We start from the raw sequence: 26773 nt of genomic DNA, 5'->3' as shown, positions 1-26773 counted from the left end.
TGCCCCCCCCCACCGCGCCTGTCTAGGTTGGCTTGCGGTCGGGCGCCGACCGCGCACCGGCCGGACCGCCACCCGGACCATGAGGTGCCCCTTGCGCAGACCATCCCCCCGCCTCGGTGCCGCCGCGGCCGCCACAGCGGCCCTGCTCGCCGGTTCCCTCCTCGCCCCCGCCCCCGCGGCGGCCTCCCCGGCCTCCGGCCCCGCCGCCGAGCGGCCCGCCCCCTCCTCCGGAGACGTCCTGGACCGACTGCTCGCCATCCCCGGGATGCGGCTCATCGAGGAGAAGCCCGCCGAGGACCACCGCTTCTTCGTTCTCGCCTACACCCAGCCGACCGACCACGGCGACCCCGGCTCCGGCACGTTCGAGCAGCGCCTGACCGTGCTGCACCGGGGCGCCGACCGGCCCACCGTCTACTCCACCTCCGGGTACGACCTGCCCGCGGACCCCGAGCCGTCGCGCTCGGAGCCGACCCGCATCGCCGACGCCAACCAGGTGTCGCTGGAGTACCGCTACTTCGGCGAATCGGTCCCGGACACCGGGAACGACTGGTCGGCCCTGACGACCGGACAGGCCGCCGCCGACCAGCACCGCCTGTTCACCGCGCTCGAACCCCTCTACCCGGAGGAGTGGATCTCCACCGGCGGCAGCAAGGGCGGCATGACGGCCGTGTTCTACGAACGCCTCTACCCCGGCGACATGGACGGGGTCGTCGCCTACGTCGCCCCCAACGACGCCGACCGGCCCGGCGACACCGCCTACGAGCGCATGCTGGAGCGGGTGGGCCCGCGGGAGTGCCGGGAGGCGCTGAAGGCGGTCCAGGTGGAGACCCTGGAGCGGCGCGAGGAGATGGCCGGGCGCTACGAGGAGTACGCCGAGCGCCGCGGCGCCACCTTCGACCGGATCATGGGGTCGGCCGACAAGGCGCTGGAGGCGGTCGTCCTCGACCTGCCGTGGGGCTTCTGGCAGTACGGCGACACGGCGGACTGCGCGTCCGTGCCCTCGCCCGACGCGTCGGACGAGGAGCTGTGGACCTGGCTGGACGAGGTGTACGGGTTCGCGTTCTTCACCGACCAGGTGGTGGAGCGGTACGCGCCGTACTACTACCAGGCCGGGACCGAGCTGGGGGACCCGCGCCCCCGCGCGCCGCACCTGGACCGCCTGCTCCGCTACCCCGGCCTGGACGCGCGCGACCACGTGCCCGCCGAGGTGGAGATGGGCCCCTTCGACCCCGCCCTGACGCGGGGGACGGACCGGTGGGTGCGCAAGCGGGCGGAGAACATGCTGTTCGTGTACGGGGAGAACGACCCGTGGAGCGCGGAGCGGTTCCGCCCCGGCCGGAGGACCGAGGACAGCCACCTGTTCGAGGCGCCGGGGGCGAACCACTACGCGTCCATCTCGTCGCTGGCGCCCCGGGACGAGGCGGCGGCGACGGCGGCCGTGCTGCGGTACACCGGCGTCGGCGAGGAGGCGGACGGCGAGGCGATCGCGCCCTATGACGCCGAGCTCGACGGCCGGGGCGAACGCGGGCGCGGCGAAGAGGAGGCCGTGCCGACCCCGCTGCCGCGCATGTGAGGCCGTGCCCGCCACGGCCGCGCCCGGTGGCGGCGGGGTCCGCGCAGAGCGGACTCCGCCGCCCTCCCCTTACTCCTCCTCGCGGCGGATCCGGACCGCCTCCCCCTCCGGGCCGTCCGGTTCGCCGTCCTCGTAGTCGTTGAGCGGCGCGTCCCGCTCGCCCCTGCGCCTCTCCTCGGCCACCTCCTCGGAGATGCCGAGCTCTCCGGGGTCCTCATCGTCCTCGCCCGACACCTCCAGCTCGCCCTCGGGCGGGTCCTCGATGTAGCGCTCCCACAGGCCGACGTCGACCTCCTGCTCGTCGTCGCCCATCTCCGCCTCGCGCCGGTCCTCCTCGCGCCTCTCCCGACGGAGCCGCTCGTCGTCCCCGCCGAACCGCTCGGACTCCCACTCCGGGCCTCGCTCGGTCATCGCCCGTCCTCCCCATCGGCTTCCGTGCTTCCCGTACCGCCTCTATCCGCCGCGGCCCCGGCCGACGCGTCCCCGGCCAGCGGCAGCCGCATCACCAGCACCGCCCCGCCCAGCACCGGACTCGCGCCCGCGGTCAGCGTCCCCCCGCCCGACTCGGCGACCTCCCGGGAGATCGCCAGGCCCAGCCCCGACCCGCCCGGGTCCCTGCGCCGCGACTCGGCCAGCCGGGCGAACCGCTCGAAGACGCGCTCCCGGTCGGCCTCGGGGATGCCCGCCCCGTCGTCGTGCACCTCCATGACGGCCGTGTCCCCCTCGGGGCGCACCACCACGAGGACGTGCGCGCGGGCGTGCCGCTCGGCGTTGGCCAGCAGGTTGGTCAGCACCCGCCCCAGCCGCACCCGGTCGCCGCGCACCCGCGCCCCGGGCGACAGGTCGGTGCCCACCTCCACCGCCGACACCCGGCGCTCCGCCTCCGCCAGCACCAGCTCCGCCAGGTCGACCTCGGTGGCCCCGGCCGCCACGTCGGCGTCGAGCCGGGCCAGTTCCAGCAGGTCGCCGACGATGCGCTGGAGCCGCTCCACGTCCTGCAGCAGCCCCTCGAGCGAGCGCCGCGCCGCCCCGGGCTCGGGGTCCGGGTCGGCCAGCTCCACCTCCAGCCGGGTGCGCATCCCCGCGATCGGGTTGCGCAGCTCGTGCGAGGCGTCGGAGACGAAGCTGCGCTGGCGGTTCATCGCCCGCTCCAGCCGGTCGAGGGTGGCGTTCCCGGTCCGGGCCAGCCGGACGAGCTCGTCCCCCGTGGTGGGGATGCGCAGCCTGCGCCCGAGGTCGCCCGCGGACAGCCGCTCCAGGTCGCGGCGGATGCTCTCCACCGGCCGCAGCGCCCGCCCGGCGCCGCGCCACGCCATCCATCCGGTGGCGGCCAGCACCAGCACGCCCACCCCCGCCAGGCCGAACTGGAGGAGCGGCCCGGCGGAGCCGCGGGAGTAGGCCACCGCGGTGTAGACGATGACCGGGCCGTAGGGCTCCGAATCGGTCTCGATGCCGACGGTGCTCAGGCACTCCTGGTCCCTGCCGTCGGGGCACACGCTCTCCTCCACGAGGAAGTCGCCGTCGTCGGGCCGCGCGGAGATCAGCGGGGGGTCGCCCTGCACGGCCGCGCTCGCCGCGACCACCTCGCCCGCGGAGTCCACCACCTGGATGCGGAGCACTCCGGCGGTGGGCGGGACGGCGCCCTCGTACCCCTGGCTCTCGATGCGGGTCGCGACCTGGCGCGCCGCGGCGCCGGCCCGGTCGAAGCGCGCCCGCTCGCTCTCGTGCTCCACCCCGACCCCGACCAGGGCCAGGGCCAGCGCCAGCGGCGGGGTCACGATGAGCAGCGATCCGGCGGTCGCCCGCCCCCGGATCGAGCGCGGCCGCAGCCGCCGCCACATGCCCATGGGAACCCGCCCCTCGACCGACCGGCCCACCGATCGTCGCAGGAGGGGTTCGCGGCCCCGCACAGGACACGGGTGACGGAATGGGGGTTTTGTCGAGCTTTTACCGCCGACGGACACGCGGTGATTTCTCCGAATCACCGGCGCACAGCACATAGTCACGGTTCAATGACGGGCGGTAGTGGTCGCGCGCCGTGGACGGAGGGCGCGCGGCCACCGCGGCCCGGGCGTCGCGCCGGGCCGGACGCAGACCACTCATCAGACGAGGAAGAGGACAGCGATGCCGAACCTGAGGACGAGAACGGCCCTGGTGGGACTGGCCGCCGCGGGGACCGCCGCCCTGGCCGCCGCATCCCCGGTGCAGGCCGCCGGGCCGGACGGGGAGACGCAGAAGATCCACGAGGCGCAGGGGATCCTCGAAGCGCAGGAGGGCGGCGGCCCGGCCGCGCGCATGGTCCTGGAATGGGAGTACGGGGACGGTTCGGGCGGCGGGAGGGTGACCCTTCGCTGCCACCCCTCGGGCGGCTCGCACCCCGACCGCGCCGAGGCGTGCGAATCCCTGACCGAGGCGGGCGGCCGCTTCGAGCGGCTGCCCGACACGGGCGAGCCGTGCACGATGGAGTACCGGCCGGTCGTGGTCTCGGCCGAGGGGACCTGGTTCAAGCGCCCGGTCGACTACACCGAGACCTTCGGCAACCTGTGCAGGGCCAAGGTCGGCACCGACCGGGTCTTCGACTTCTAGGTCCTGTGTCGATGATCTCGACGAAAGTGCTGTCGTTCCGGCGGATTTGGCAACCCTTTCGTCGAGATCAACGCCTGGGAGGCGCCGCGAACGGTCAGGCGGGCACCGTCCACTGCTGGTTCTGGGCCCCGTTGCAGGTCCAGATCTGCAACCGCGTGCCGTCGGCGAGGCTCCCGCCGCGCCCGTCCAGGCACATCCCGGACCGCGGGTTGCGCAGTTCCCGCGTGGCCGGGGAGTACGTCCATGTCTGGGCGCCCGTTCCGTTGCAGTCCCACAACTGCACGTCCGTCCCTGCGGTGGTGCCGCCGCCCGCGACGTCCATGCACTTGCCGAAGGCGCGGACCGTCCCGTCGGCCGCCATGGTCCACTGCTGGGCCTGGTTGCCGTTGCAGTGCGCGACCTGGATCGGCGTCCCGTTGGCGGTGTCGGCCCCCGCCACGTCCACGCAGATGCCGGTGGGTGCGGTGATGGTGCCGGTCGGTTCCCCGGATCCGGCGCCGTTGTCGTAGACGCGGACGTAGTCCACGAGCATCCGCTGGGGGAACCGGGTGGTCTCGTCGGGGTAGCCGGGCCAGGTGCCGCCGACCGCGACGTTGAGGATCATGAAGAACGGATGGTCGAAGACCCAGCGGTCGCCGCCCAGGTCGGCGGGGGTGAGGGTCTGGAAGGCGACGCCGTCCACCGACCAGGTGATGGCGTCCGGGGTCCAGTCGACCGCGAAGACGTGGAAGTCGTCGGCGAACGCCCGCCCCTGGGGGTGGGCGTAGGAGGCGCCGATGCCCTCCCCGCCCGAGTAGCCCGGTCCGTGCACCGTGCCGTGGACGAGGCGGGGTTCGCGGCCGATGTTCTCCATGATGTCGATCTCACCGGAATCGGGCCAGGGGGTGTCGGGGAAGTCGTCCCCGAGCATCCAGAACGCGGGCCAGATGCCCTGGCCCTCGGGGATGCGGATGCGCGCCTCGAAACGTCCGTAGGCGCGCTCGAACCGGTCCTGAGTGGTCATCCGGGCGGAGGTGTAGGAGCCGTCGCTCTCCCTGCGCGCGGTGATGGCGAGGTGGCCGTTCCCGTCGAGCGCGGAGTTGGCCCGGCTGGTGGTGTAGTTCTGGAGTTCGGCGTTGCCCCATCCGTGGTCGCCGGTCTCGTGGCGCCACTTGGCGGGGTCGGGAGCGCTCCCGGCGGGCCCCTCGAACTCGTCGGACCAGACCAGGTCGCCGGGTGCGGCCTGCGGTTCCGGTGCGGACGGGGACGCGTGGGCCGTGCCCGGCTGCGCGGCCGGCCCGACGAGCGCCAGGACGGCGACGGCGGCCGCCGAGAGGACGACCGCGCCCGGGCGGCGCCGCGCGCGGGGCCGACGGGACCGGAGGGTTCGGGGACTTCGGGGGGCGATGGTCGGGTCCATCCGACGGCTCCAAACTGCGTACCCGGGCCTCGTGTTCGGCCTCCACTGCGTGGGGCCGTGCGCGGGTCGGCCCGGCTCGGCTGGGGGGGGAGGGGGGAAACATCGCGGGACCCATTCAGGTGACCGCGTGCCACCGGGACATCACGGAATGAATGGATGGCAAACCATACAGACTCCCCCAGATCGCGACAAGGGGGTTCGAAGAACGTATGGAAACGCTCCCACAGGGCCCTCGGGACACGTGCGAGGTTCCCAGGACCCGCCGCCCGGCCGACGGGCGCGAGCGGGGCACCGGCCCCGCCGCCACCGCCCCCTCCGCGGACCGCGACCAGGGCACCATCCGCCCTGCCGAGCCCACCAGCGCCGGTCACGGCTTGGGAGCCCGCGCACCCCCGCCTTCCCGCCCCACCCCCGGGGAGCCCAGACAGCACCGCCGTGACCTGCGTCGTCGTGCATAGTCGCCCCCCACTTGTGCACTGCACAACATTGAGCCCACCCTCTTCTGGGGATCTGTACACCTTCCTTACATTCATGGGCCACCGGCCTGTTCCGTCCGGTCTCACCCTTTTCCCCCGAAGGAGAACCCGATGCGACCAACCCGCCCGGTCCGCGCGGCCGCCCTCGTCGGGCTCGCCGCGGTACTGGCCGCCTGCGCCCCGGCCCAGACCGACGGCGCCTCCTCCGGCGCCGATGAGATGGAGGGCACCCTCCGCGTCTGGCTGTTCTCCGAGGTCGACCAGGAGCCCAAGGAGGCGGTCGTCGACGAGGCCGTCGCCGAGTTCGAGGACGCCCACGACGGCGTCACCGTGGACGTGCAGTACATCCCGGTCGACACCCGCGCCGAGCGCTTCCGCGCCGCGTTCAACGACCCCTCCTCCGCCCCCGACGTCGCCGAGTACGGCAACACCGACCTGGCCGGGTACGTCGAGGCCGGCGGCTTCCTCGACGTCACCGAGGACCTGGCGGACTGGGAGGGGCACGCCGACATCGCCGAGGACGTCGCCGCCACCGCCCGGGTCGGCGACGGCACCTACGGCGTGCCGTGGTTCCTCGGCGCCCGCGCCCTCTACTACCGCACCGACGTCTTCGACGACCTCGGCCTGGAGCCGCCCGAGACCCTGGAGGAGGTCGTGGAGGCCGGGCGCACCGTCCGGGAGGAGGACCCCGACATGCTCGGCGTGTCCACCGGGGGCGCCTACACCTACGGCTTCCTGCCCTTCGTGTGGGCCCACGGCGGCGAGATCGCCGAGGAGGACGGCGGCACCTACACCTCCGCCATCGCCTCCGACGAGGCCAAGGAGGGCCTGGAGCTCTACTCCCGGATCCTCTCCGACGAGGTGTGCCCGCCGCAGACCTGCGCCGAGATGGGCGGCAACGACAGCGTGCAGAACTTCGTCGCCGGGAACGCCGCCATGACCATCGGCGGCAACTTCAACCTCAAGGCGGTCCAGGAGAGCGACATCGCCGACGACGCCGCCGTCGTCCCGCTGCCGGGCACCGAGCCGGGCAGCATCGCCCCGGCCTTCGCCGGCGGGAACAACCTGGGCGTCCTCGCCGGGACCGACAAGCGCACCCTGTCGGTCGCGTTCATGAGGCTCCTGGCCGGCAAGGAGTACCAGCGCCGGATGTACGACGCGATGGGCAACCTGCCCACCTTCACCGACGTGCGCGAGGAGATCGCCGCCGAGGACGAGGAGATCGCCCCGTTCATCGAGACGATCGACGCCGGGACCCGGTTCGTGCCCGCCACGGGCGCCTGGGCCGCCATCGACGCCGAAGGCGTGCTGCCCACCATGGTGCAGCGGGTGGCCTCCGGCGACGCGGACGTGGACGAGGCCGCCGAGGAGGCCTCCGCCTCCCTCGACGAGGCCTTCGCCGGGGAGTGACCCGACGCATGGGCCTGCTCGCACCCGCACGCCGGGGCCCGGGGGCCGCCTCCCCCGGGCCCCGGCGCCGCTCCCTCGAACCGTGGATGTACCTCGTGCCCGCCCTGGCGGTCCTGGGCACGCTGCTCGTCTACCCGCTGTACCAGCTCGTCCTGGTCTCCTTTTACGACTACCGCCAGCCGCAGGTCACCGGCGCCGAGCCGCTGCGCTTCATCGGCCTGGAGAACTACGCCGACCTGTTCTCCGATGCGCGGTTCTGGGAGGTGCTGGGCAACACCGTCGTCTTCGCGGCCGCCTGCGTGGTGGGCACGCTCGCCGTCGGCGGGGGCCTGGCGGTCCTGGCCACCCGCCTGTCGCCGTGGGTGCGCACGCTGCTGTTCCTGGCGGCGCTGGGCGCCTGGGCCACCCCGGCGGTCACCGGCAGCGCCGTGTGGCTCTTCCTGTTCGACCCGCTGCTGGGGCCGGTGAACCAGGCCCTGGCCGGGCTGGGCCTGGAGGGCTTCACCGGGCACTCGTGGACCTACGGCAAGTGGTCCGCGTTCGGCCTGGTGTGGTCCCAGGTGGTGTGGTGCTCGTTCCCGTTCGTCATGGTCACCCTCTACGCGGGCATCCGCGCGATCCCCGAGGAGGTGATCGAGGCGGCGCGGCTGGACGGCGCCTCGACCGGCAGGATCGCCCTGTCGGTGATGCTGCCGATGCTGCGCCCGGCCATGACGATCGTGACCATCCAGTCGATCATCTGGGACTTCAAGATCTTCACGCAGATCTACATCATGACGGGCGGCGGCGGGATCGCCGGGCAGAACCTGGTGCTCAACGTCTACGCCTACCAGCAGGCGTTCGCCTCCAGCCAGTACGGGCTGGGGTCGGCCATCGGCGTGGTCACCACCGTGCTGCTGCTGTTGATCACCCTGCTGTACCTGCGGACCCTGCGCCGCCAAGGGGAGGTGCTCTGATGCGAGGCGTCGCGACGCTGCGCCGGATCCGCACGGACGGCGCCGGGCTGCTCATCGCCGGTGCGGTGGCGTTCCCGCTCTACTGGATGGTGCTGTCGGCCCTCAAGCCCCGCACCGACCTGGAGGCGGGCGACCCGAAGCCCTACACCCTGGAGCCGACACTGGACTCCTTCCGCCGCGTGCTGCTGGTGGACGGGTTCGGCCAGTACCTGCTGAACAGCCTGCTGGTGGCGGCCGTGGTGGTGGTCTTCTCCACGCTGTGCGCCTTCCTGGCGGCGGTGGCGCTGACCCGGTACCGGTTCCGCATGCGCACCACCCTGCTGATCATGGTGATCACCGCGCAGATGGTGCCGGTGGAGGCGCTGACCATCCCGCTGTTCTTCCTGATGCGCACCATCGGCGGCGCGGTGCCCGGCCTGGGCCTGAACCACCTGGGGTCGCTGATGCTGGTGCACACCGCGTTCGCGGTTCCGCTGGCGATCTGGATGCTGCGCGGGTTCGTCGCCGCGGTCCCCCGCGAGCTGGAGGAGGCCTCGTGGCTGGACGGCGCGGGCAGCCTGACCTTCGTCACCCGGGTGCTGTTCCCGCTGACCGCCCCCGGGGTGGTGGCCACCAGCATCTTCTCCTTCATCATGACCTGGAACGACTTCCTGTTCGCCCGCACCTTCATCATCTCGGCGCAGGAGAACCAGACACTGCCGATCGCGCTGCTGTCGTTCTTCAAGCCCGACGAGAACGACTGGGGAGGGATCATGGCCGGGTCGGTGCTGATGACGCTGCCGGTGCTGGTGTTCTTCCTGTTCGTGCAGCGCCGACTGGCCTCGGGCCTGGGAGGAGCCGTCAAGGGATGACCGCCGAAGCCGCCCCCCGCCGCAACGCGTCGGTGTCGCTGCGCCGCGCCCTGGCCATTCTGGAGTTCGTCCGGTCCACCCCCGCGGCCAGCGGCGGGGCGACGCTGACCCAGCTCGCCGAGGGGGTCGGGGTGAACAAGAGCTCGGTGCTGCGGCTGTCGGCGCCGCTGCTGGAGGCGGGCCTGCTGGCGCGCGACCGGGACAGCGGCCGGTTCCGGCTGGGCCCGGCGGCGCTGTCGCTGTGGCAGGCCTACCTGGACCAGCTGGACCTGCGCTCGGTCGCCTCGGACCACCTGCGGCACCTGATGCGGCGCACCGGGCACACCTGCCACCTGGTGCTGCTCGACGGGCACGACGTGGTGTACGCCGACAAGGTGGAGAACACCACGACCGTGCGGATGGCCTCCCGGATCGGCGCGCGGATGCCCGCCCACCGCACCGCGGTCGGCAAGGCGATCCTCGCCTTCGCCCCGCCCGACCTGGTGCGGGACGTGCTGGACGAGGGGCTGGCCGCGGCGACGGCGCGCACCGTCACCGACCCGGAGGTGTTCGTGGAGGAGCTGCGGCGGGTGCGCGAGCGCGGCTACGCCATCGACGACCGGGAGAACGAGCCGGAGGTGCGGTGCGTGGCCGCCCCGGTGTTCGACCACAACCGCGACCCGATCGCCGCGATCAGCGTGTCGTCGCTGGTGAGCCGCCTTCCGGCGGCGCGGGTGCGGCATCTGGGCCCCCAGGTGGCGGCGGTGGCCGCGCGCATCTCCGCCGACCTGGGCGCCCCCGCGGCGCCGCTCCCGCGTGGGCCGGGCGCCGCACCCGGGCGGGAGTGACGGGGACCCGCCCTACTCGTAGGGGTCGGGCGGGTTCTCCACCTCTTCCATCTCCTCGACGGTGAACCGGTGGTCGCGCACCTCCTGCAGGTCGCCCTCGGGCTCGTCCCACGTGCCGCGCACCCGCCACCAGCTGTCCTTCTCGGGGGCGGGCTCGTCGGTGATGAGCACCCGGTTGACCACCGCGTCGGCGGCGCAGCACGCCATTTCCAGCCGGGCCAGGTACCACCCCTCGCCCTCCGGATTGGGCACGGTGAACCCGGTCAGCTCGATGGTCTTCCCGGACATGGTGCGCTCCTCGTCGGTCCAGGCCCGCGAGACGAACTCGCGCATCTCCAGCTCCACCGGGCCGTCCCCCGCCTCGGCGAAGGGGTCGTCGCGGTACTCGCTGAGGTCGACCCGGTCCGGCGCCGACGAGGCGCCCTGGGCGCTTGCGGTGTAGGCGCCCAGGGCGGGCGGGGCCACCACGAACACCGACACCACGGGCAGCAGCAGGAGCCAGGCCACCCGGGGCCCGCCCTCGGCGCCGTGGCCGTGCCCGCAGGCGGCGGCGTCGTCCGCGTCGGCGCCCCGGGCGGCCGCCCGGAGGTCGGCGGCGATCACCAGGACGCCGAGGACCACCAGCACGGCCCCCGCCGCGATGAGGAAGGGGCGGAAATAGCCCTGCACGTAGTTCAGGTACAGGTCGGAGGCGAGCGTGGTGCCCAGCGCCGCGGCGCCCAGCAGCACCAGGACCAGGCCTTGCGCGATCCGGTTCACAGGAGCAGCCCTCCGATCAGGAACGTGAACACCAGTGCGGCGGCGAGGGTGAGGGGGACGAACCGGCGCACGAAGCCCCAGCCGAACGTGCCCGCCTGCAGGGCGATGAGCTTCAAGTCCACCATGGGGCCCACCACCATGAAGGCGAGCTGGGCGGTCGGTGAGAACGCGTTGAGGCTGGCGGCGACGAAGGCGTCGGCCTCGGAGCAGATCGACAGCAGGATCGCCAGCACCGCCAGCACCAGCACGCCGACGACGGGCAGGTCGCCGACACCGTTGACCCATTCGCGCGGGACGGCGACGTTGAGCGTCGCGGCGGCGATGGCGCCGACGACGAGGAAGCCCCCGGCGTGGATGAGGTCGTGCACCATCGAGTCGCGGAAGACCTCGGCCTTGGTGGCGTCGGGGGCGTGGGAGTTGCGCGGCGGGCGCAGCCAGTCGGTCTTGCCCAGGCGCGCCCAGATCCAGCCGACGACCACGGCGGCGCCGAGCGAGGCGAGCAGCCGCGCCACCCACACCTCGGGGCGGCCGGGGAAGGCGACGGCGGTGGCCACGAGCACCACCGGGTTGATGGCGGGGGCGGCCAGCAGGAAGGTGAGCGCGGCGGCGGGGGCGATGCCGCGCTTGATGAGGCCTCCGGCGATGGGCACGGAGGCGCATTCGCAGCCGGGCAGCACGGCGCCGGACAGCCCGGCCACGGGGACTGCGGCCATCGGGTTGCGCGGGATGAACCGGCGGTAGAAGGAGGCGGGGACGAACGCGGTCAGGGCCGCCGACAGGGCGACGCCGAACACCAGGAAGGGCAGCGCCTGGAAGGAGATGGCGGTGAAGACGGTGGCCCAGGCGAGGAAGGCCTCGTGCTCCATGCCTCCGGCGAGCCAGGCGTTGGCCGCGGCCATGGCGGAGATGAGGACCGCGAAGAGCCAGACGGTCGCGGCGCGCCGTGGGCCCCGGGGGCGCCCCCATTCCGGCGGCGGGAGCTCGTCCCCGGAGCCGTCCCAGTCCGCGACGATGGAGTCGCCGAGTGAGGAGGCCGGCGGCCGGGACGGGCCCGGTGGGCTGTCGGACACGTGTGCACTCCGTATCGGGTGGGCTGGTGCCGCGGTGCGGCGCGCGGTACCCGGCGCATGCTACCGAAAACGGTTATCGTCCGCGCTCAGGGAGGCGGCGCGTTCCCGCGGCGCCCGTCGGTCGTGTGTGCGCGCCCGCTGGGCCGGGGGCGGTCGCCGCGGCCGGTCATCGTCGACCCGCGCGGCCCGCACTCCGCCGGGGCGCGGTGGGGGTGGGCACGAGGGTACCGGGTCCGCGGCCCGGAATGTGGGCCTTCCCCGGAATCAGCGGCCCGTCGTCGGCGTCCCCGGTGTCCCCGGCGTCCCTGCACGCGAACGGCCCCGGTCCGCGTCGGGACCGGGGCCGTACCGAGGCCGGGGCCGTGCCGGGTTCGGCGGGGCGGTGCCTAAAGGCGGTCGCCGGGCTCGCTGGCCAGGTCGGTCTCGCTCTCCCAGCACTGCACGCCAGCGACGCCGGGCAGGCGGTCGCGGGTGAACACCGGGTCGCGCCCCTCCTTGCGCTGGGCGGTGTAGTCGCGCAGCAGCAGGAAGGCGATGCCCGCCAGCGGAGCGATCGCGATCAGGTTGACCGTGGCCATGACGCCCTGGAACACGTCGGCCATGGTCCACACCAGGTCCAGCGGGGCGACCGCGCCCGCGAACACCATGGCCAGCACCAGCACCCGGTAGCCGACCATGACCCCGTTGGAGGCGGACATGAAGCGCAGGTTGGACTCGCCGTAGTAGTAGTTGCCCAGCACCGAGGTGAAGGCCAGCAGGAACAGGATGACGGTGAGCGCGTGCACCGCCCACACGCCCAGGTTGGCCTCCAGGGAAGCCTGGGTGAGCGAGGCGCCCTCGCGCTCGCCGTAGGAGGGGTCGGCGACCAGCACGATGAAGGCGGTGATGGAGCAGATCAGCAGGGTGTCGAAGTAGACGCCCAAGGTCTGCACCAGGCCCTGCTTGACCGGGTGGCTGACGGCGGCGGTGGCGCCGGCGTTCGGGGCCGACCCCAGGCCGGCCTCGTTGGAGAACATGCCGCGGCGCATGCCCTGCACGATGGCGGCGCCGATGCCGCCCGAGACGAACTCGCGGGCGCCGAACGCGCCGGAGACGATGTCGCCGAGCACCCGCGGGATCTGGTCCAGGTTCATGGCGACCACGACCAGGCCGATGACCAGGTAGGCCAGGGCCATGACGGGCACCAGCAGCTGGGCGACGTGGGCGATGCGGCGCACGCCGCCGAAGATGACCGCGGCGACCAGGATCGCCAGCACGACGCCCACGCCCCACAGCAGCCCCGGACCGGCCTCGACGCCGAAAGCGGCCACGGAGCTGGAGATGGAGTCGGCGATGCTGTTGGACTGCACCGAGTTGAAGATGAAGCCGAAGGTCACGGTGATGACGACGGCGAACACCAGGCCCATCCAGCGGGCGCCCAGGCCGTACTGCATGTAGTAGGCGGGGCCGCCGCGGAAGCCGGTGCGGTCGCGCACCTTGAACAGCTGGGCCAGGGTGGACTCGACGAAGGCGGCCGAGCCGACCAGGAGCGCCATCAGCCACATCCAGAACACGGCGCCGGGGCCGCCGAGGGCGATGGCGGTGGCGACGCCGACGATGTTGCCGGTGCCCACGCGCGAGGCCGCGGAGATGGCGAAGGCCTGGAAGGAGGAGATCGCCTTCTTGCCGTCGGCCGCCGTGGGCGGCTGCCCGCGCAGCACGCGGAACATCTCGGGGAACAGGCGGATCTGCACGACCCCCGAGCGCACCGTGAAGTAGACGGCGAGGAGGAGCAGGAAGGGGATGAGCAGGTAGCCCCAGAACACATCGTTCACGGAGACGATGGCGTCGTTCAGTGCGTCCACGCGGTGGAGTTCTCCTTCGAGGCGGGCACGGCGCACCGCCCGGGGTTCCCGGGTGGAGGCTGTGCGGCCGGCAGCGACGGTGCGGCCGCCCGATGGGGAGGCCGGCGCGAGCGGCGGCCCCCGGATCCCCGTGGGCGTCCACCGCTTCCATCATGGGTGCGCAGGGCGTTCGACCTGATCACCGACACGCTGAGCGATACGGGGTGACCCCGCACACAGGAGACTGTACACCCGAATCAGACTTTTCACTCACAAGGGCATATACCTCGGGATTCCCCTGGTGGCGGGTTACCGGGGCACGGCGCGCGGGAACCGCTCCCAGCACAGGACGGCGAGGGTGAGGAGCGGCTATGGACGGCGACGGCGCCTCCCATCTCGGACACGGGCGGAGCTGGGCCTGCGTCGGGCTGATGGTCGCCGGGTTCACGGGCGGCGGGGTCGCGCTGGCGTTCGGCCCGGCGTGGCCGTGGGTGGCGGTGGGCGCCGCTGTGTTCGTGCTCGGGGGGTGCCTGGCGCTGGCGCTGGGGATCATGGACGACACGGTGACCGAGGAGCAGCTCGTCCACGACGCCGGCGGGGAGGGGGCGCGGGCGGCGGACTCCGGCACCGACCCGGAGGAGCCGACGGCCTCGTACGCCGCGGAGGCCGCCGGCGGCTCTTACGTCACGGACGGCACAGACGGTTCAGGCGCCGCCGGTACGCCCGCGGTGGACGCATCCCCCGAGGCCGGGGGCCCAGACCCCGCGGCCCCAGGCGGGGAACCCGGCGACGTGTCCGGTGAGGCGCCCGATGACGCGTCCGCACCCCAGGCCGACGCGGCGCCGCCGCCCCCGCGCGAGGAGGCGACGCCGGAAGAGCTGGGACGGTTCTGCCTCGCGGCCATCCGGCGGGAATTCGGCCCGCCGGGACGGTCCCCCGAAGGCGACCACATGAGGTGGAGGGTGCAGGACGCGGTCTGGCGCCTGAGGGACCTGCCTCCTGAGGAGGGCGAGCACGAGGATGCCCGCAGGTCCCTGGCGGAGGTGCATCAGCGGTGCGTGGAGTTCGGCACCGGTCGCTGAGCGCGCACCCGGCATCTCCAGGCGAGAGGCACCGGCCACACCGTCGGAGCGCCACAGCCTCCCCCGGTCCGGGCGGGGCGCGTCCATTGGAGGGACGCCACTCCCATCCAGCCAGGCCGACACGGTCGACACGGCCTGAGGACAGGGCGGACCGCCAATAGCTCCGCGAGGGCCCCTCGGGCCGCCTCGACAGCTCAACAACACCGAAAGGTCAACGCGACCAGCACCCAAGTCCCGCTCGCACAAGGCCCCGAACACAGCCCCAGAGACCCCCACAGTCACGGCCGTCCAACGGACGCCCCCAGCAACCTCCAGGTCAGACCACCACGGGACCTGGGCACCGGCGACGCCCCTAGGTTCTGTCTGGAGTTCCCCTCGCCCGGCCCCTCCGTCGCTGATCTCGGGGAAGTCGGGCTTATGGCGGCGCTCTTAAGCCCGACTTGCCCGAGATCAACGGGGACAGGCCCTAGGAGCATCGTCCCCCTCCAATCAGGGCAGCGCCCTGACCAGCGTCCTGCCCGTGGGCGGACGGCCTTCGGCCGTCCGCCGACAGCGGCCACTGCCGCCGGAGGTCACGCCACGCGTCCGGCCACCATCGGCGCCGGTCCCCGCCGGAGGGGCCCCGGCCCGGTCAGCCGCCGGAGCGGCGGGCGCCTTCGCGGCCTCCCCTGGGACGGCGGCCGTTTTCGGGGCCGTTGCGGCGCGGACCCCGCCGAGGGCCGCGGCGGCGCGGGCGCTCGGGCTCGGGCGGCTCCACCCACGGCACGCCGGAGGGCTGCTGCGCCCCGGTGACCTCGGACAGCAGGTCGTCGCCGGGGTTGACCAGGTGCTGCTCGGCCTGCACCCCGGCCTCACCGAGGAGGCGGCGCGCGACCCGGCGCTGGTTGGGCTGGACGATCGAGACCACGCGGCCGGTCTCGCCCGCGCGGGCGGTGCGCCCGCCCCGGTGCAGGTAGTCCTTGTGGCCGTTGGGGAGGTCGACGTTGACCACCAGGTCGATCCCGTCGACGTGGATGCCCCGGGCTGCCACGTCCGTGGCGACCAGGGCGCGGATGCGGCCGTCGCGGAACTTGGCCAGGGTCTTGCTGCGCACGCTCTGCGACTTGCCTCCGTGCAGCGACGCCGCGGGGACCCCGGACCCGGCCAGGCGCTCGCTGATGGTGTCGGCCCGGTGCTTGCTGCGCACGAACAGGATGGTGCGCCCGTCGCGGGCGGCGATCTCGGTGACGACCCGGTCCTTGTCGCGGGGCAGGACCCGCAGCAGGTGGTGGTCCATGGTGGCCACGCGCGCGGTCGGCGGGTCCACCGAGTGGGTCGCGGGGTCGGACATGTAGGCGCGGACGAGCTTGTCGACGTCGCCGTCGAGGGTGGCCGAGAACAGGAGCGTCTGGGTCTCGGGGCGGACCCGGTCGAGCAGGTCGCGGACCTGCGGGAGGAAGCCCATGTCGCACATCTGGTCGGCCTCGTCCAGGACCAGGGCCTCCACCGCGCCCAGGTCGCATGCGCCCTGATCGATCAGGTCGGTGAGGCGGCCGGGGGTGGCGACGAGCAGGTCGACACCGCGTCTGAGGGCGGTGATCTGCCGACCGTAGGGGGTGCCGCCGACGACGTCGCCGATGTACGCGCCCACCGCGCGGGCGTAGGGCATGAGCGAGTCCCGGACCTGGTGGGCCAGCTCGCGGGTGGGGACCAGCACGAGGGCGCGGGGCCGCTTGGGGGCGGCCCGCCGGGCGGAGGCGCGGACCAGCAGCGGCAGCCCGAAGGCCAGGGTCTTGCCCGACCCGGTGCGCCCGCACCCGAGCACATCGCGCCCGGAGAGGGCGTCGGGGATGGCGGCCGCCTGGATGGGGAACGGCCGGGTCACACCGTTGCGCTCCAGTGTCCGCACCAGCGCCTCGGGCAGGCCGAGGCCGTCGAACGCAGGGCGCGCCGCAGTGTCCGTCAAGTGGCGTCTACCTTCCTCGTCGAAACGGCGACGTTCCGGGGAAGGCCCCGCACCGTGCGGGGTGGCACGGGAGGACGGCCGAGCGGACGCGCCGGATGCCGCGCCTCGGAGCCGGAGTCCGGCCGGGCGCCGAGCGGCCCGGCGCGCCGGATGCGCGCAGTGAAGATCGACCGCCGGGGAGCAGCGTACTAGAAGGCCCCAGGCCGCACGCCCCGGCCCCGTTCACGGAGGTGGACGGGAGGTGATTCGCGCGGTTCGGGAACGTTCACCCCACAGGCCGTCCGGCCGCCGCGGCCGGCGGCCCCTCGGCCCGACGCCACGACCGGCGGTCTTCGTCCCGACATCACGACCGGCGGCCCCGCCCGGAAAGCGCCGGAAGGCCCGGCTGGTCCTCCGCCCCCGGGCGTGTGCGTGGTCACCGTGACGGGCGGCGACGACAGAAGCCCGGTGGTTCCCCGGGCCTGCTCGCCGAGCGCCGGGCTGCTCGCGGTCCGGGGTGGGCGGCGGCTCGGCCGGTACCCCGCTCCGGGCTCCAGCCGGGTGGCGGGTCGGCGGGGTGCCAAGTGGAGGGCAGCAACGACGCAGGTCAGCGGACCTACCGGTAGCGCTGTCGACCGCCGGGCGCGTGCGTGGTCACCGTGATTAGCGGCAACGGCGGAGCTGGTACCCCGCTCATGGGCCCCGGCCGTGTGGCAGTCCGCCGGGGTGCAAGGGAGATGGCGGCGACGGCGGAAGCGGTCCGGTTCCCCGGGCCTGCTCGCCGTCCGCCGGGTTCCTCGGGGTGCGGGTGGGCGGGCGGCTCGGCCGGTACCCCACTGACGGGCCCCGGCCGGGCGGAGGGCGCATACCGGGCATACCGGTCGCGGTGGGGAGGGGGCGGCGATCCCGTGCGGCGGATCCACCACCCGATCACGCGAGAAGCGTCTCTTTCGCCACGCTGGACACCCCAAGAGGATGCGTGGCGCCCGGAAGGCGGGTTCCGGTTCTCCGGCATACGCCCATTCGCCCGGATTCGCGGCCGATCTCAACCAACGTGCACCCCTCCGGCGAGATCCTCCCGCATGGTGAGACACAGAGGCCGGGGTTCGCGCCCTCCGACGCCCGGCCGCGCTCCCGCCGGGCCCACCCCGAACCCGGCAACGCCATGACCTGGGCGAACACTCCCCGTTAAGAGGTGAGAGGGCCGGGAAACGCGCTCTGCGACACCCGCGCGGGTCCCGGGCGTACGAAGTCGACGATTCCAGAACACGTTCTGGAAACGGAATGCCCGGTTCGCGCCCGCATGGGGTGTTCGCTTCGGGTGCCGGAGCAGGCCCAGGGGCGCCTGGGCGCCCCCGCCGGGCACCCGGGGCTCACTCCGGACCGATATCAGCTACCCGCAGTGACGACAGGGGCGGCAAACGGCTCCGGTGTGCCGTTTGGGGTCCTCCTGGAGGCAGAACGTGTTCTGGAATCGCGATGACCGTGCACCCCCACCGCCCCCACTGCCACCTCGGGCGTCGAAGGAGGCGAGGGAGGGGCCCCGGCACCCCGAGAACCGGACGAACCGGACAGCGGACAGGTAGGGGCCGGACCGGAACCCCCGATTCAGGCGCCACGGGCGGCCCGGGCCCATCCCGCGTGGCGGATCCGCCACCCGATCACGCCAAAAGCGCCCCCTCCGCGATGATCTCGACAAAAGTGCTGCCAAAACCGCCGGAATGACAGCACTTTCGTCGAGATCATCGCGAGGAGGGCGCCCCAGCGGCCCGACACCCGGCCAGGGCCCGTCAGCGGGGGACCAGGTCTGCCACCGCCTCCCCAGGCCGCGAGCGACCCGGCGCCCGGCAAGCGGGGCCGGGGGGACCACCCGGCTCACCCCGTCGCCGCCGAACACGGTGACCACGCACGCACCCGCCGCCCGACAGCGCCGCCTCGGGAGGCGCCGGCCTCCGGCGTCGTTGTGTTCGGCGTCGCCGACGCTCTGGCCCGGGGGCGGGCTCGGCTGGTCCGGTATCGCGCCAAAGGCTCCGGTGTCCGGCATCAGGGGTACGGCCACGCACCTCGCCTGTCCTCACGGCATGTCGGGCACCTCACCACCCCCTCCCCCACCTGCGGCGACGGAACCTGGTGGCCAGGTTCGCCGATGCCGGGGCCCTTGTGACCTGGGCTTCTCCCGTCCAGGCGACCGGTTGTTCCCCGGCCTCCGGTTTCGGTCCGGCGCCCGGCGCCTTGTGCCCGCACACCCTCGCAAGGGAAATGCGGGGATTCACCACCCTTCGCCGCCCGGAGTCATCCACGACCCGCCCGATCGGGCTCCCCGCGCGGCCTTCGGGTTGCTAACAAGGGCTCTGGAGCGCATCGCACCGGTCTTCCGTGCAGTGTGCGCCGGTATCCGTGTCTTCCGGACCGACCGGTCCATCCCCCGGCGAGAGGTACCGCCATTGGAGAGCCCGCGCCCCCGACGACCGTTCGACACGACCGACGACCCCGCGACACTCGTCGCCCGCGACCCCGTCACCGCACGCGCCCGAGCGGAGGAGGTCCTCGCGTCCGCCCCCGCCCCCGACGCACGCGCGCACGCCCTGTGCACGATCGGCATCTGCCAGCACGAGGAGGGGGACCCCGCCGCCGCGCACCGCACCCTCCGGCTCGCCGCGGCCGCCTCCGGCACCGTCGGCCCGGAGGCCGCCGCCCTCGCCCGCCAGGCCCGGCTGGCCATTCGCGCCCTCCGCGGAGGGCCCGGACTGTCCGGACCCGCACTCGACCGGCGCCCCGACCCGGCCGCCGCCCTCCTCCGGTGCGGCGTCGCCGACGCACAGCGGGGCCACATCCCGCGCGCCGTCGCCGCCCTCGACGCCGCGCTCGAACGGGTCGGCCCGCGGACCCCCGAGCGGCTGCTGCCCGCCCTGCTCGCCAATCGCGGCCTCGCCCTGGTCTACGCCGACCGGCTCGGCGAGGCCGCCGACGACCTCGCCCGCGCCCTCGCCCTGGCGGACGCACGGCACCTGGGCTACCTGCGCGCCGCCGTCCTGCAGAACCTCGGCTGCCTGGAGTCCCGGCGCGGCGACACCGCCGAGGCCCTCCGCCTGTTCGACGAGGCCTCCGCGGGGTCCACCCGCTCCCGGCGGATCGCCCTGCGGATCGACGGCGCCGACGCCCTCCTCGCCGCCGGCCTGCCGGAGGAGGCGCGGCTGCGGCTGGAGTCCTTCGGCGGCCCCCGCGCGGCCGGTCCGCTGCTGGGCGAGGCGGCGGCCCTGCTCGTCGACGCCAAGCACCGCCTGGCCCGCGGGGACCGGCAGGCCGCCCTCGCCCAGGCGCGCCGGGTGCGCGCCCGGTTCGCCCCCGACTCGCTATGGGCGCACCTGGCCGGGACGGTCGAGTGGTCGGCCCGCTGCCTGTCGGCGTCCGAGCCGTCGGCGGGCGTCCGCCACCGCACGGCGGCGCGGTGCGCGGTCTACGCGCCGACCGGGGCCGCGGGGGCGGTGCGCCCCACCCGCGACCAGGCCGCCGCTGCCGCCCTGGTGGACGCGGGCCGACACGCCGCGGCGCTGCGTCGGCTGGCGGCGGACCGCCCCGGGCACGCCGAGGCGGCCGGGCACACGCGGCCGCGGGAACGCGCGATCGCCGCCGAGGGCGCGCGCCGGGCCCTGGCGGAAGGGCGCGGGGAGGACCTGCTGGCCTGGCTGGAGTACGGCCGGTCCGGCCGGGGCGCCGCGGCCTGCCGGGACCAGGCGTGGGCCGGGCTGCTGGAGCGGCTGCGCGACGCGTACCGGCGGGCCGAGGAGGGGGACGACGGGGCGCTCCTGGAGATCGGGCACTGGTCGTCCCGGCTGGCGGCCGCGCAGTTGCACCGGTGCCGGTCGGCGCCCCCGCGCGGCGCCCGCGTCCTGGAGGAGCTGCGCGACCGGCTCGGCGGGCGGGCGCTGGTGTCCTACGCCGTCGTGGACGGGGACTGCGCGGCGGTGGTGGTGGCCGACGGCCGGGTGGACGCGCACGTCCTGGCCCCGGCGGCGCGCGTTGAGGAGGAATGCGCGAAGTTCGCGTTCGACGTGCGCATGGGCGCCTTGCGAGGGGAGGAGGAGAGCCGGGGTGCGGCGCTGTCGGCACGCCTGCTGGACGGGATGCTGCTGGGGCCGATCGCGGAGGCGCTGGGGGACCGCCCGGTGGTGGTGTGCCCCGCGCCGGTGGCCCAGGAGCTCCCCTGGGGGCGGCTGCCCGCCCTGCGCGGCCGGGAGGTGTGCGTGGCGCCGTCCGCCCGCTCGTGGCTGGACGCCGAGACGGTGGCGGGGTGGGCACAGGCCGCGGGACCGGCCGTACTGGCCTGCGGCCCGCGGGTGCCGGGGGCGGCCGCCGAGGCCGCGCGGGTGCGGGAGATCCTGCATAGGGCCGGGGTGGCGACACGGTCGTTGGAGGGGCCGGAGGCCACCGTGGCCGAGCTGCGCGGGAGCCTGCCCGGGGCGAGGGTGGCCCACCTGATCGGGCACGGAGGGATGGCGCCGGAGACGCCGATGCTCGCGGCCCTCCTCTTCGACGATGGGCCGCTGTTCGCCTACGACGCGGAGATGCTTCCGCAAGCGCCGCGTTTGGCGGTGCTGTCGGCGTGCTGGCTGGGGATGTCGACCCCGGCACCGTCCGGCGCGCCGCTGGGCATGGGGACGGCTCTGCTGTCGCGCGGGGCGGGGACCGTCGTGGCCTCGGCGGTCCCGGTGCGGGACTGGGAGGTCAAGGGGCCGATGGCGGACTTCTACACGGCCGTGACGGCGGGAACGGCCCCGGCCAGGGCGGTGGCGGACCACCTGGCCGAGCACGGCTTCCTGTGCATGGGCGCGGGCTGACCCCGTGAACGGTCGGCGGGCGCGGACCGGCCGGCACAGCCGGCTCCCCCGCGTCCGCCGTCCCCACCGGCGTCCACTGGAGTGGTGTCATTTCCATCACCCCAGGTCACCGCGGTCGACACGACGTCGGAGGCGGGAGCGGCCCGCCCCGCCGCGCGGCTCGGAGAGAGCCCCGCGGGGCGGCGACGGCGACGGTACATGCGGCGCCCCTTGGGGGTGTGGCTTCCGGTGGCCGCGTCCGCCTCCGGCGGGCGGTGGTCGGGGCTGGGCCCCAGGGGCGGGCCTGGGCCCCAGTGGGGCGACCTGCACCGCTCCAGCGGACACCGTCACACGACGGAGCGGTTGGTGTCCGCTGGAGCGGTGGGCCCTTCGGCGGGCGCTCTGCTCCCCCGCCTACGGGCTTCGTGCGCGTCCGGCTACAGGTCGGGCGACGGCCAAGGGCGGATCGGTGCGCGATCACCAGGGTCGACCGGTCGGCTCGGGCCCAAGCCATGGCGGGAGGTCCCAATCGGCGGCGGCGCCGGTCGGGGCTTCCCGTTTCGGCGACCGTTCGGCGCCCCACTGCACGATCGCCGCCCCTGCCCGTTCTGCGCCACCGCAACGGGGCCGGAACGCGTAGCCTTCGGACCATGACCCACGAGAACGACGACGCCCCGGAGCATCGGGAGTTCACCCTCGACGAGGTCCACGCGCTCATGCCCGAAGTCGTGGAACGCGCCGGTGAACTCGTCACGCTCCGCGCCGACATGGCCGAGCTCGCCGCCGACCTGCGAATCGCCGGGGACTCCGCGTTCGGCGGGCGGGCCGAGCTGAAGGGGATGGAAGCGCGCTTCAGCGAACTCCAGTCCTGGTTCCCCGACAACGGCATCGAGGTCAAAGGGCTGGCACCGATCCTGCTCGACTTCCCGGCCATGCTCGACGGGGCGTCCGTGCGCCTGTGCTGGCTCGAAGGCGAGACCGCCCTCGGCTGGTACCACAGGAGCGAACTCGGCTTCTTCGGGCGCCGCCCCCTGCCCGAGCACTGACGACGCAGAGGGCGCTGACGGCGCGGACGACGCACAAGGCACCGCCGCGCCCCGGCCGAAGCGCGCCGGCGCCCCGCCGGGGAGGCCCCGTGCGCACCGGGGGCGCGGCGTCCGGCCGCCGCGGCGCCTCCATCGGGCCGGGCCCGGCGGCGCCGGGGGCTCACCAGCCCCGCTGCCGCCACTCGTCGAGGTGGGGGCGCTCGGCGCCGAGGGTCGTGTCCTTCCCGTGCCCCGGGTACACCCAGGTCCGGTCGTCCATCTCGGCGAAGACGCGCTCCTCCACGTCGCCGAGCAGCGACCGGAAGTCCGCGTCCGACCACGTCTTGCCCACCCCGCCGGGGAACAGGCTGTCCCCGGTGAACAGGTGCGTCCCCCCGTCGGGGTCGTCGTACCGCAGCGCGATCGACCCCGGCGTGTGCCCCCGCAGGTGGATCACCCGCAGCGCGCACTCCCCCACCGGGACGTCGGCGCCGTGCTCCACCGGGTCGTCGACCGACACCGGGAGGTGGTCGCCGTCGCTCGGGTGGGCCACCGTGCGCGCACCCGTCACCCCCACCACCTCGGCCAGGGCCTGCCAGTGGTCCGGGTGGCGGTGGGTGGTGATCACCCGGGCCAGGCCGCCGTCGCCGACCAGGTCCACGATCCGGTCCGCCTCCGCGGCGGCGTCGATGAGCACCGCTTCACCGGTCCGCTTGCACCGCAGCAGGTAGGCGTTGTTGTCCATCCGCCCCACGGCGAGCTTGCTGATGGTCAGTTCTGCCAGGTCGCGTACATCGGCCGGTCCGCCGACCCTGGTATCTCCGGAGTAGGTCACATCTCCCATTACAACACCCACCGCGGTCCGCGCTTCTCGAAGAAGGCGCTGCGGCCCTCGGCCGCCTCCTCCCCCGCGAAATAGCTCTCCGACAGTTCGGTCATCCGGGCGAACTCCGCCGCCCTCTCCTCGGCTCCGCGCCCGGCCAGCAGCGCCTTGGCGCCCGCCAGCGCGCCGGGGGCGGCCGCGCGCAGCCCGTCGGCGGCCCGTTCCACGGCCGCGTCCAGTTCCGCGCGCGGGACGGCCTCGGTGAGCAGCCCCGCCGCGACCGCCTCGCGGGCGCCGAACACCTCGCCGGTCAGCAGGTACCGGCTCAGCGCCCGGTCGTTCAGCCGCTGCCGGACCGGGACCGAGATCACCGCCGGGACCAGGCCGATGCGCACCTCGGTGAAGGCGAACCCGGTGTCCTCCGGCGCGATCGCCATGTCGGCCGCCGCGACCAGGCCGAGACCGCCCGCCCGCGCCGTGCCGTTGAGGCGGGCGACCACCGGCTTGGGGGCGTCCATGATCGCCGAGAAGACCTCCCCCATGCCGGGCGCCCCCGGGTCGGGGTCGCGCCCCGCCAGCCGCTCGGCGACCTCCTTGAGGTCGGCGCCCGCGCAGAACACGGTCCCCGCCCCGGTCAGCACCACCGCGCGGACGGACGCGTCGGCCATCGCGGCCCGCAGTTCGGCCAGCAGGGCGGTGCGCAGCGGCGCGGACAGGGCGTTGCGGTTGCGCTCGGAGTCCAGGGTGATCGTCGCGATCCCGCGGTCGGTGGTGCGCCGTACGGGCGGTCCGCCGCCGTCGGCCTCGGGCATCGGGTCTCCTTCCGTTGCGGTCATCCGCCCGCGGCCCCGGCGCCGCCCGCCTCGCGCAGCGCGGCCAGCGCCCCGTCGGCGTGGGCGTTCATCCGGATCTCGCTCCTGACGACGTGCAGGACCCGCCGGTCGGTTCCGATGACGAAGGTGCACCGGCGGGTGGGCGCCAGCGCCGACAACCCGGGGGCGGCGCGGCGGACGCCGTAGGCGCGGGCCGCCGTCCCGTCGGTGTCGGACAGGAGGGGGAAGCCGAACCCGTGCATCCCCGCGAAGGCGCTCTGGCGTTCGACGGCGTCCGCGCTGATCCCCGCGCACCCCGCGCCGATCCGGGCGAACTCCTCCGACAGGTCGCGGAAGCGGCAGCTCTCCGCCGTGCACCCGGGGGTCATCGCCGCGGGGTAGAAGAACAGCGCGAGTGGGCCGTGTGCGAGCAGCCCGTCCAGGTCACGCACGCGCCCGTCCTGGTCGGGGAGGGAGAACCCGGGCGCGGTGTCGCCGATATCAACCACGGGCCGCAATCTAGCCCACCCGCCGCCCGGCCACCACCCTCGGCCGCCGCCCGTGTGGAGGGCCGCGGCCCGGCGGCTCACGCGCCGATGGTGGTGTACCTCAGCAGCGGCACCCGCAGCTCCTCCGGGGTCAGGGAGCCGTGCTGGCCCACCAGGGCGCTCTCGACCGGCTCCGCCCGGGGCGCCACCAGCGCGCACGACCCCGTGGCGACCGCCAGGACGTCCCCGATGCGCTCCCGCACCCCGTCGTCCACCCTGCCGAACAGGCCCGCCTCGACCGCCTCCTCCCGGGTCATCACCCGGGCGCGGCCCTCCAGGCGCTCCGCCCAGGCGTCCCGCACGTCCGGCGCGGCCCCCGGCCGGGTGTACACCTGCCGCACGCGCGCCTCCCCCGCGAGGACGCGCACCCCGCGTACGAGGTCCGGGTCGGCCTCCACGTCGACCCGGCACCCGGGGCCGGTGTCGACCATGCCGTGGTCCGCCGTCACGTACAGCGCGGCGTCCGGCGGGAGCGCGTCGGCGACCTGCTCGGCCAGCCGGTCGACGTGGCCCAGGTGCAGCCGCCAGTAGTCGGAGTCCATCCCGAACATGTGCCCGTAGGCGTCCAGGTCGGCGTGGTAGACGAAGACCAGCGACCGCTCCCCGGTGGACATCGCCGCCCCCGCGCGCACGGCCAGCTCGGTGATGTCGTTGGCCGGGAGGTAGCGGCTGCCCCGGGCCGAGGCCCGGCTGAGCCCGCTGCCCTCGTAGGCCCCGGCGGCGACGTACCCGGTGGCCACCCCGGCGCGCTCGGCGCGCTGGTACACGGTGGTGCGCGGCTGCCAGGACTCCGGGTCGACGTCGGCGTCCCAGCGCAGCTGGTTGAGGACGGTGTCCTGCCCCGGCACGGCGACCCTGTAGCCGACGACCCCGTGGTGCCCGGGCGCCAGCCCGGTGCCGAAGGACGTCAGGCTGGTCGCGGTGGTGGTGGGGAAGCCCGCCGTGATCGGCGCGGCCCGCCCGATCAGGGACGCCAGGAAGGGGGCGCGCTCACGGTGGGCGAGCAGCGCCTCCCAGCCCAGGCCGTCCACCAGCAGGACGCAGGCGCGGCGCGCCGGGGGCAGGCCGAGCACGTCGGGCTCGCCGTGCACCCCCAGCGAGGCCAGCACGGACGGGGCCAGGTCGGCCAGGGACGCGGTTCCGTAGCCGGGGACGTCGAAGGGGGTCACGGGCTTCCTCCAGGCTCCGGTGACGGACCGCCTCAGCGGGAGGCGGCCTCGGCCAGCACCGAGGCGAAGTTGAGCATGGTGGCGACCGCCTCCGGCCCGTCGGCGGCCTGGCTGACCCGCAGGGTCAGGGGTTCGGCGGTGATGGCGCCGGTGTAGCCGTGGTCGGCCTCGCAGGTCTCGTCGGCGCAGGCGGCCGGCTCCAGGTCGACGTGGGCGACGGCGCCCCAGTTCACGCTCAGGCTGATGTTCAGGACCAGCTCGGCGGGCAGGGTCCCGGCGACGTGGTTGGCCGGGTCGGCGACCACCCGGGTCAGGGCGACCGACTGGATGTTGTCGAGCCTGATGGCGTCGGTGGTGGTGGAGGCCTGCGGCCGGTCGGCGCCCTCCGTCGCCGGGTGCTCATCGGTGTGGCAGACCACCAGCCGCGTCGCGGTGAGCAGCAGGACGGTGATGTGCCGCCGCATCTCCATCGCGGGATCGAAGGTGGCCTCGTGGTGGACGACGAAGGCGTCGGCGCCCTCACTGCCGAGGGCGGCGGCGACGGCGTCGGTCACCAGGCCGGGGTAGTACCCGCTGCGCTCGATCTCCGAGCGCCAGTCGGTGGACACGGCACGCGTTTTCCTCATACCCCCATCCTGCCCTCTCCCGCAGACAGATCGCACCCTGGTCGGCCCGGTCGCGGCGGGTCGGAGGCGGGCGGGCGCCCCATGGGTAACGCCCCGGCGGGGCGGGTACGGGCGGGGGCATGAAGGCGAAAGCGCGCATCCGATTCCGGACGCCCCGCGGGCACAGGCCCCGCGGAACGGTCCCGCCGCTGCCGAAACCGCCGCCGCCTGGTCCGGG

Annotated in this window: 21 protein-coding genes; 9 read left to right on the top strand and 12 right to left on the bottom strand. The window is 74.5% G+C overall.

All coding sequences use genetic code 11. From position 1 onward, the window contains the following. The first annotated feature begins 91 nt into the window (after window positions 1–91). Window positions 92–1573: a S28 family serine protease gene (locus tag O4U47_RS22830; RefSeq protein ID WP_270679990.1), complete on the top strand. Its 1482-nt coding sequence runs from the start codon at window positions 92–94 to the stop codon at window positions 1571–1573. Between the two features lie 69 nt (window positions 1574–1642). Here the strand turns inward: O4U47_RS22830 and O4U47_RS22825 are convergent, their stop codons facing one another. Beyond that, complete coding sequence (locus O4U47_RS22825; RefSeq protein WP_270679989.1) at window positions 1643–1984, bottom strand: hypothetical protein; 342 nt, start codon at window positions 1982–1984, stop codon at window positions 1643–1645. After that, window positions 1981–3420 (bottom strand): sensor histidine kinase, encoded by a 1440-nt coding sequence (locus tag O4U47_RS22820; protein ID WP_270679988.1) that lies wholly within the window; start codon window positions 3418–3420, stop codon window positions 1981–1983. The genes O4U47_RS22825 and O4U47_RS22820 overlap by 4 nt, the downstream gene beginning before the upstream one ends. 277 nt (window positions 3421–3697) lie before the next feature. On the opposite strand from O4U47_RS22820, the gene O4U47_RS22815 reads away from it, so the two are divergent. Then, on the top strand, window positions 3698–4159 hold the full coding sequence (locus O4U47_RS22815) for an SSI family serine proteinase inhibitor (RefSeq protein ID WP_270679987.1): 462 nt from the start codon (window positions 3698–3700) through the stop codon (window positions 4157–4159). 94 nt (window positions 4160–4253) lie between these two features. On the opposite strand, the gene O4U47_RS22810 is transcribed toward O4U47_RS22815, so the two are convergent. Then, window positions 4254–5558 carry a ricin-type beta-trefoil lectin domain protein gene (locus tag O4U47_RS22810; protein WP_270679986.1) on the bottom strand — a complete coding sequence of 435 codons (1305 nt, stop codon included), beginning with the start codon at window positions 5556–5558 and terminating at the stop codon, window positions 4254–4256. A 587-nt stretch (window positions 5559–6145) separates the two neighbouring features. On the opposite strand from O4U47_RS22810, the gene O4U47_RS22805 reads away from it, so the two are divergent. Genes O4U47_RS22805 through O4U47_RS22790 form a run of 4 tightly spaced genes read left to right on the top strand, consistent with a single transcriptional unit; the run spans window position 6146 to window position 10078 of the window. Next, window positions 6146–7444: an extracellular solute-binding protein gene (locus tag O4U47_RS22805; protein WP_270679985.1), complete on the top strand. Its 1299-nt coding sequence runs from the start codon at window positions 6146–6148 to the stop codon at window positions 7442–7444. A gap of 8 nt (window positions 7445–7452) precedes the next feature. After that, window positions 7453–8400, top strand: coding sequence for a carbohydrate ABC transporter permease (locus tag O4U47_RS22800; protein ID WP_270679984.1), 948 nt, complete (start codon window positions 7453–7455; stop codon window positions 8398–8400). Then, window positions 8400–9251 carry a carbohydrate ABC transporter permease gene (locus O4U47_RS22795; protein ID WP_270679983.1) on the top strand — a complete coding sequence of 284 codons (852 nt, stop codon included), beginning with the start codon at window positions 8400–8402 and terminating at the stop codon, window positions 9249–9251. Before O4U47_RS22800 ends, O4U47_RS22795 begins: the two co-directional genes overlap by 1 nt. Continuing rightward, window positions 9248–10078, top strand: a complete 831-nt coding sequence (locus tag O4U47_RS22790) for an IclR family transcriptional regulator (RefSeq protein ID WP_270679982.1) — start codon at window positions 9248–9250, stop codon at window positions 10076–10078. The genes O4U47_RS22795 and O4U47_RS22790 overlap by 4 nt, the downstream gene beginning before the upstream one ends. Window positions 10079–10090: 12 nt before the next feature. Here the strand turns inward: O4U47_RS22790 and O4U47_RS22785 are convergent, their stop codons facing one another. From O4U47_RS22785 to O4U47_RS22775, 3 genes are all read right to left on the bottom strand, one after another. Then, a complete protein-coding gene (locus O4U47_RS22785) occupies window positions 10091–10837 on the bottom strand; it encodes a TIGR03943 family putative permease subunit (RefSeq protein ID WP_270679981.1) in 747 nt (248 codons plus the stop codon). Beyond that, window positions 10834–11907 (bottom strand): permease, encoded by a 1074-nt coding sequence (locus O4U47_RS22780; RefSeq protein WP_270679980.1) that lies wholly within the window; start codon window positions 11905–11907, stop codon window positions 10834–10836. The genes O4U47_RS22785 and O4U47_RS22780 overlap by 4 nt, the downstream gene beginning before the upstream one ends. 386 nt (window positions 11908–12293) lie before the next feature. Then, window positions 12294–13751 carry an alanine/glycine:cation symporter family protein gene (locus O4U47_RS22775; RefSeq protein ID WP_270679979.1) on the bottom strand — a complete coding sequence of 486 codons (1458 nt, stop codon included), beginning with the start codon at window positions 13749–13751 and terminating at the stop codon, window positions 12294–12296. A 350-nt stretch (window positions 13752–14101) separates the two neighbouring features. Between O4U47_RS22775 and O4U47_RS22770 the strand changes: the two genes are divergently transcribed. Further along, window positions 14102–14812 (top strand): alpha/beta hydrolase, encoded by a 711-nt coding sequence (locus O4U47_RS22770; protein WP_270679978.1) that lies wholly within the window; start codon window positions 14102–14104, stop codon window positions 14810–14812. Between the two features lie 631 nt (window positions 14813–15443). On the opposite strand, the gene O4U47_RS22765 is transcribed toward O4U47_RS22770, so the two are convergent. Next, window positions 15444–16757 (bottom strand): DEAD/DEAH box helicase, encoded by a 1314-nt coding sequence (locus O4U47_RS22765; RefSeq protein ID WP_270679977.1) that lies wholly within the window; start codon window positions 16755–16757, stop codon window positions 15444–15446. 4037 nt (window positions 16758–20794) lie between these two features. Between O4U47_RS22765 and O4U47_RS31330 the strand changes: the two genes are divergently transcribed. Next, window positions 20795–21574 carry a CHAT domain-containing protein gene (locus O4U47_RS31330; RefSeq protein WP_408639013.1) on the top strand — a complete coding sequence of 260 codons (780 nt, stop codon included), beginning with the start codon at window positions 20795–20797 and terminating at the stop codon, window positions 21572–21574. 629 nt (window positions 21575–22203) lie between these two features. After that, complete coding sequence (locus O4U47_RS22755) at window positions 22204–22599, top strand: DUF2203 domain-containing protein (RefSeq protein ID WP_270679975.1); 396 nt, start codon at window positions 22204–22206, stop codon at window positions 22597–22599. 160 nt (window positions 22600–22759) lie between these two features. Here O4U47_RS22755 and O4U47_RS22750 read toward each other — a convergent pair whose 3' ends face one another. The 5 genes from O4U47_RS22750 to O4U47_RS22730 form a co-directional block, all read right to left on the bottom strand. Further along, window positions 22760–23413, bottom strand: a complete 654-nt coding sequence (locus tag O4U47_RS22750; protein WP_270679974.1) for an MBL fold metallo-hydrolase — start codon at window positions 23411–23413, stop codon at window positions 22760–22762. Window positions 23414–23421: 8 nt separating this feature from the next. After that, on the bottom strand, window positions 23422–24213 hold the full coding sequence (locus O4U47_RS22745) for an enoyl-CoA hydratase-related protein (protein ID WP_270679973.1): 792 nt from the start codon (window positions 24211–24213) through the stop codon (window positions 23422–23424). Between the two features lie 20 nt (window positions 24214–24233). After that, window positions 24234–24722, bottom strand: a complete 489-nt coding sequence (locus tag O4U47_RS22740) for a peroxiredoxin (RefSeq protein WP_270679972.1) — start codon at window positions 24720–24722, stop codon at window positions 24234–24236. Between the two features lie 77 nt (window positions 24723–24799). Continuing rightward, window positions 24800–25930, bottom strand: coding sequence for an alkaline phosphatase family protein (locus O4U47_RS22735; protein ID WP_270679971.1), 1131 nt, complete (start codon window positions 25928–25930; stop codon window positions 24800–24802). Window positions 25931–25962: 32 nt separating this feature from the next. Continuing rightward, window positions 25963–26556 (bottom strand): DUF5998 family protein, encoded by a 594-nt coding sequence (locus O4U47_RS22730; protein WP_270679970.1) that lies wholly within the window; start codon window positions 26554–26556, stop codon window positions 25963–25965. Window positions 26557–26773: the final 217 nt, after the last annotated feature.

The organism is Nocardiopsis suaedae (genome assembly GCF_027706745.1).
GTDB classification, from domain to species: Bacteria; Actinomycetota; Actinomycetes; order Streptosporangiales; family Streptosporangiaceae; genus Nocardiopsis_A; species Nocardiopsis_A suaedae.
This window is presented reverse-complemented; position numbering and strand designations above follow the sequence as displayed.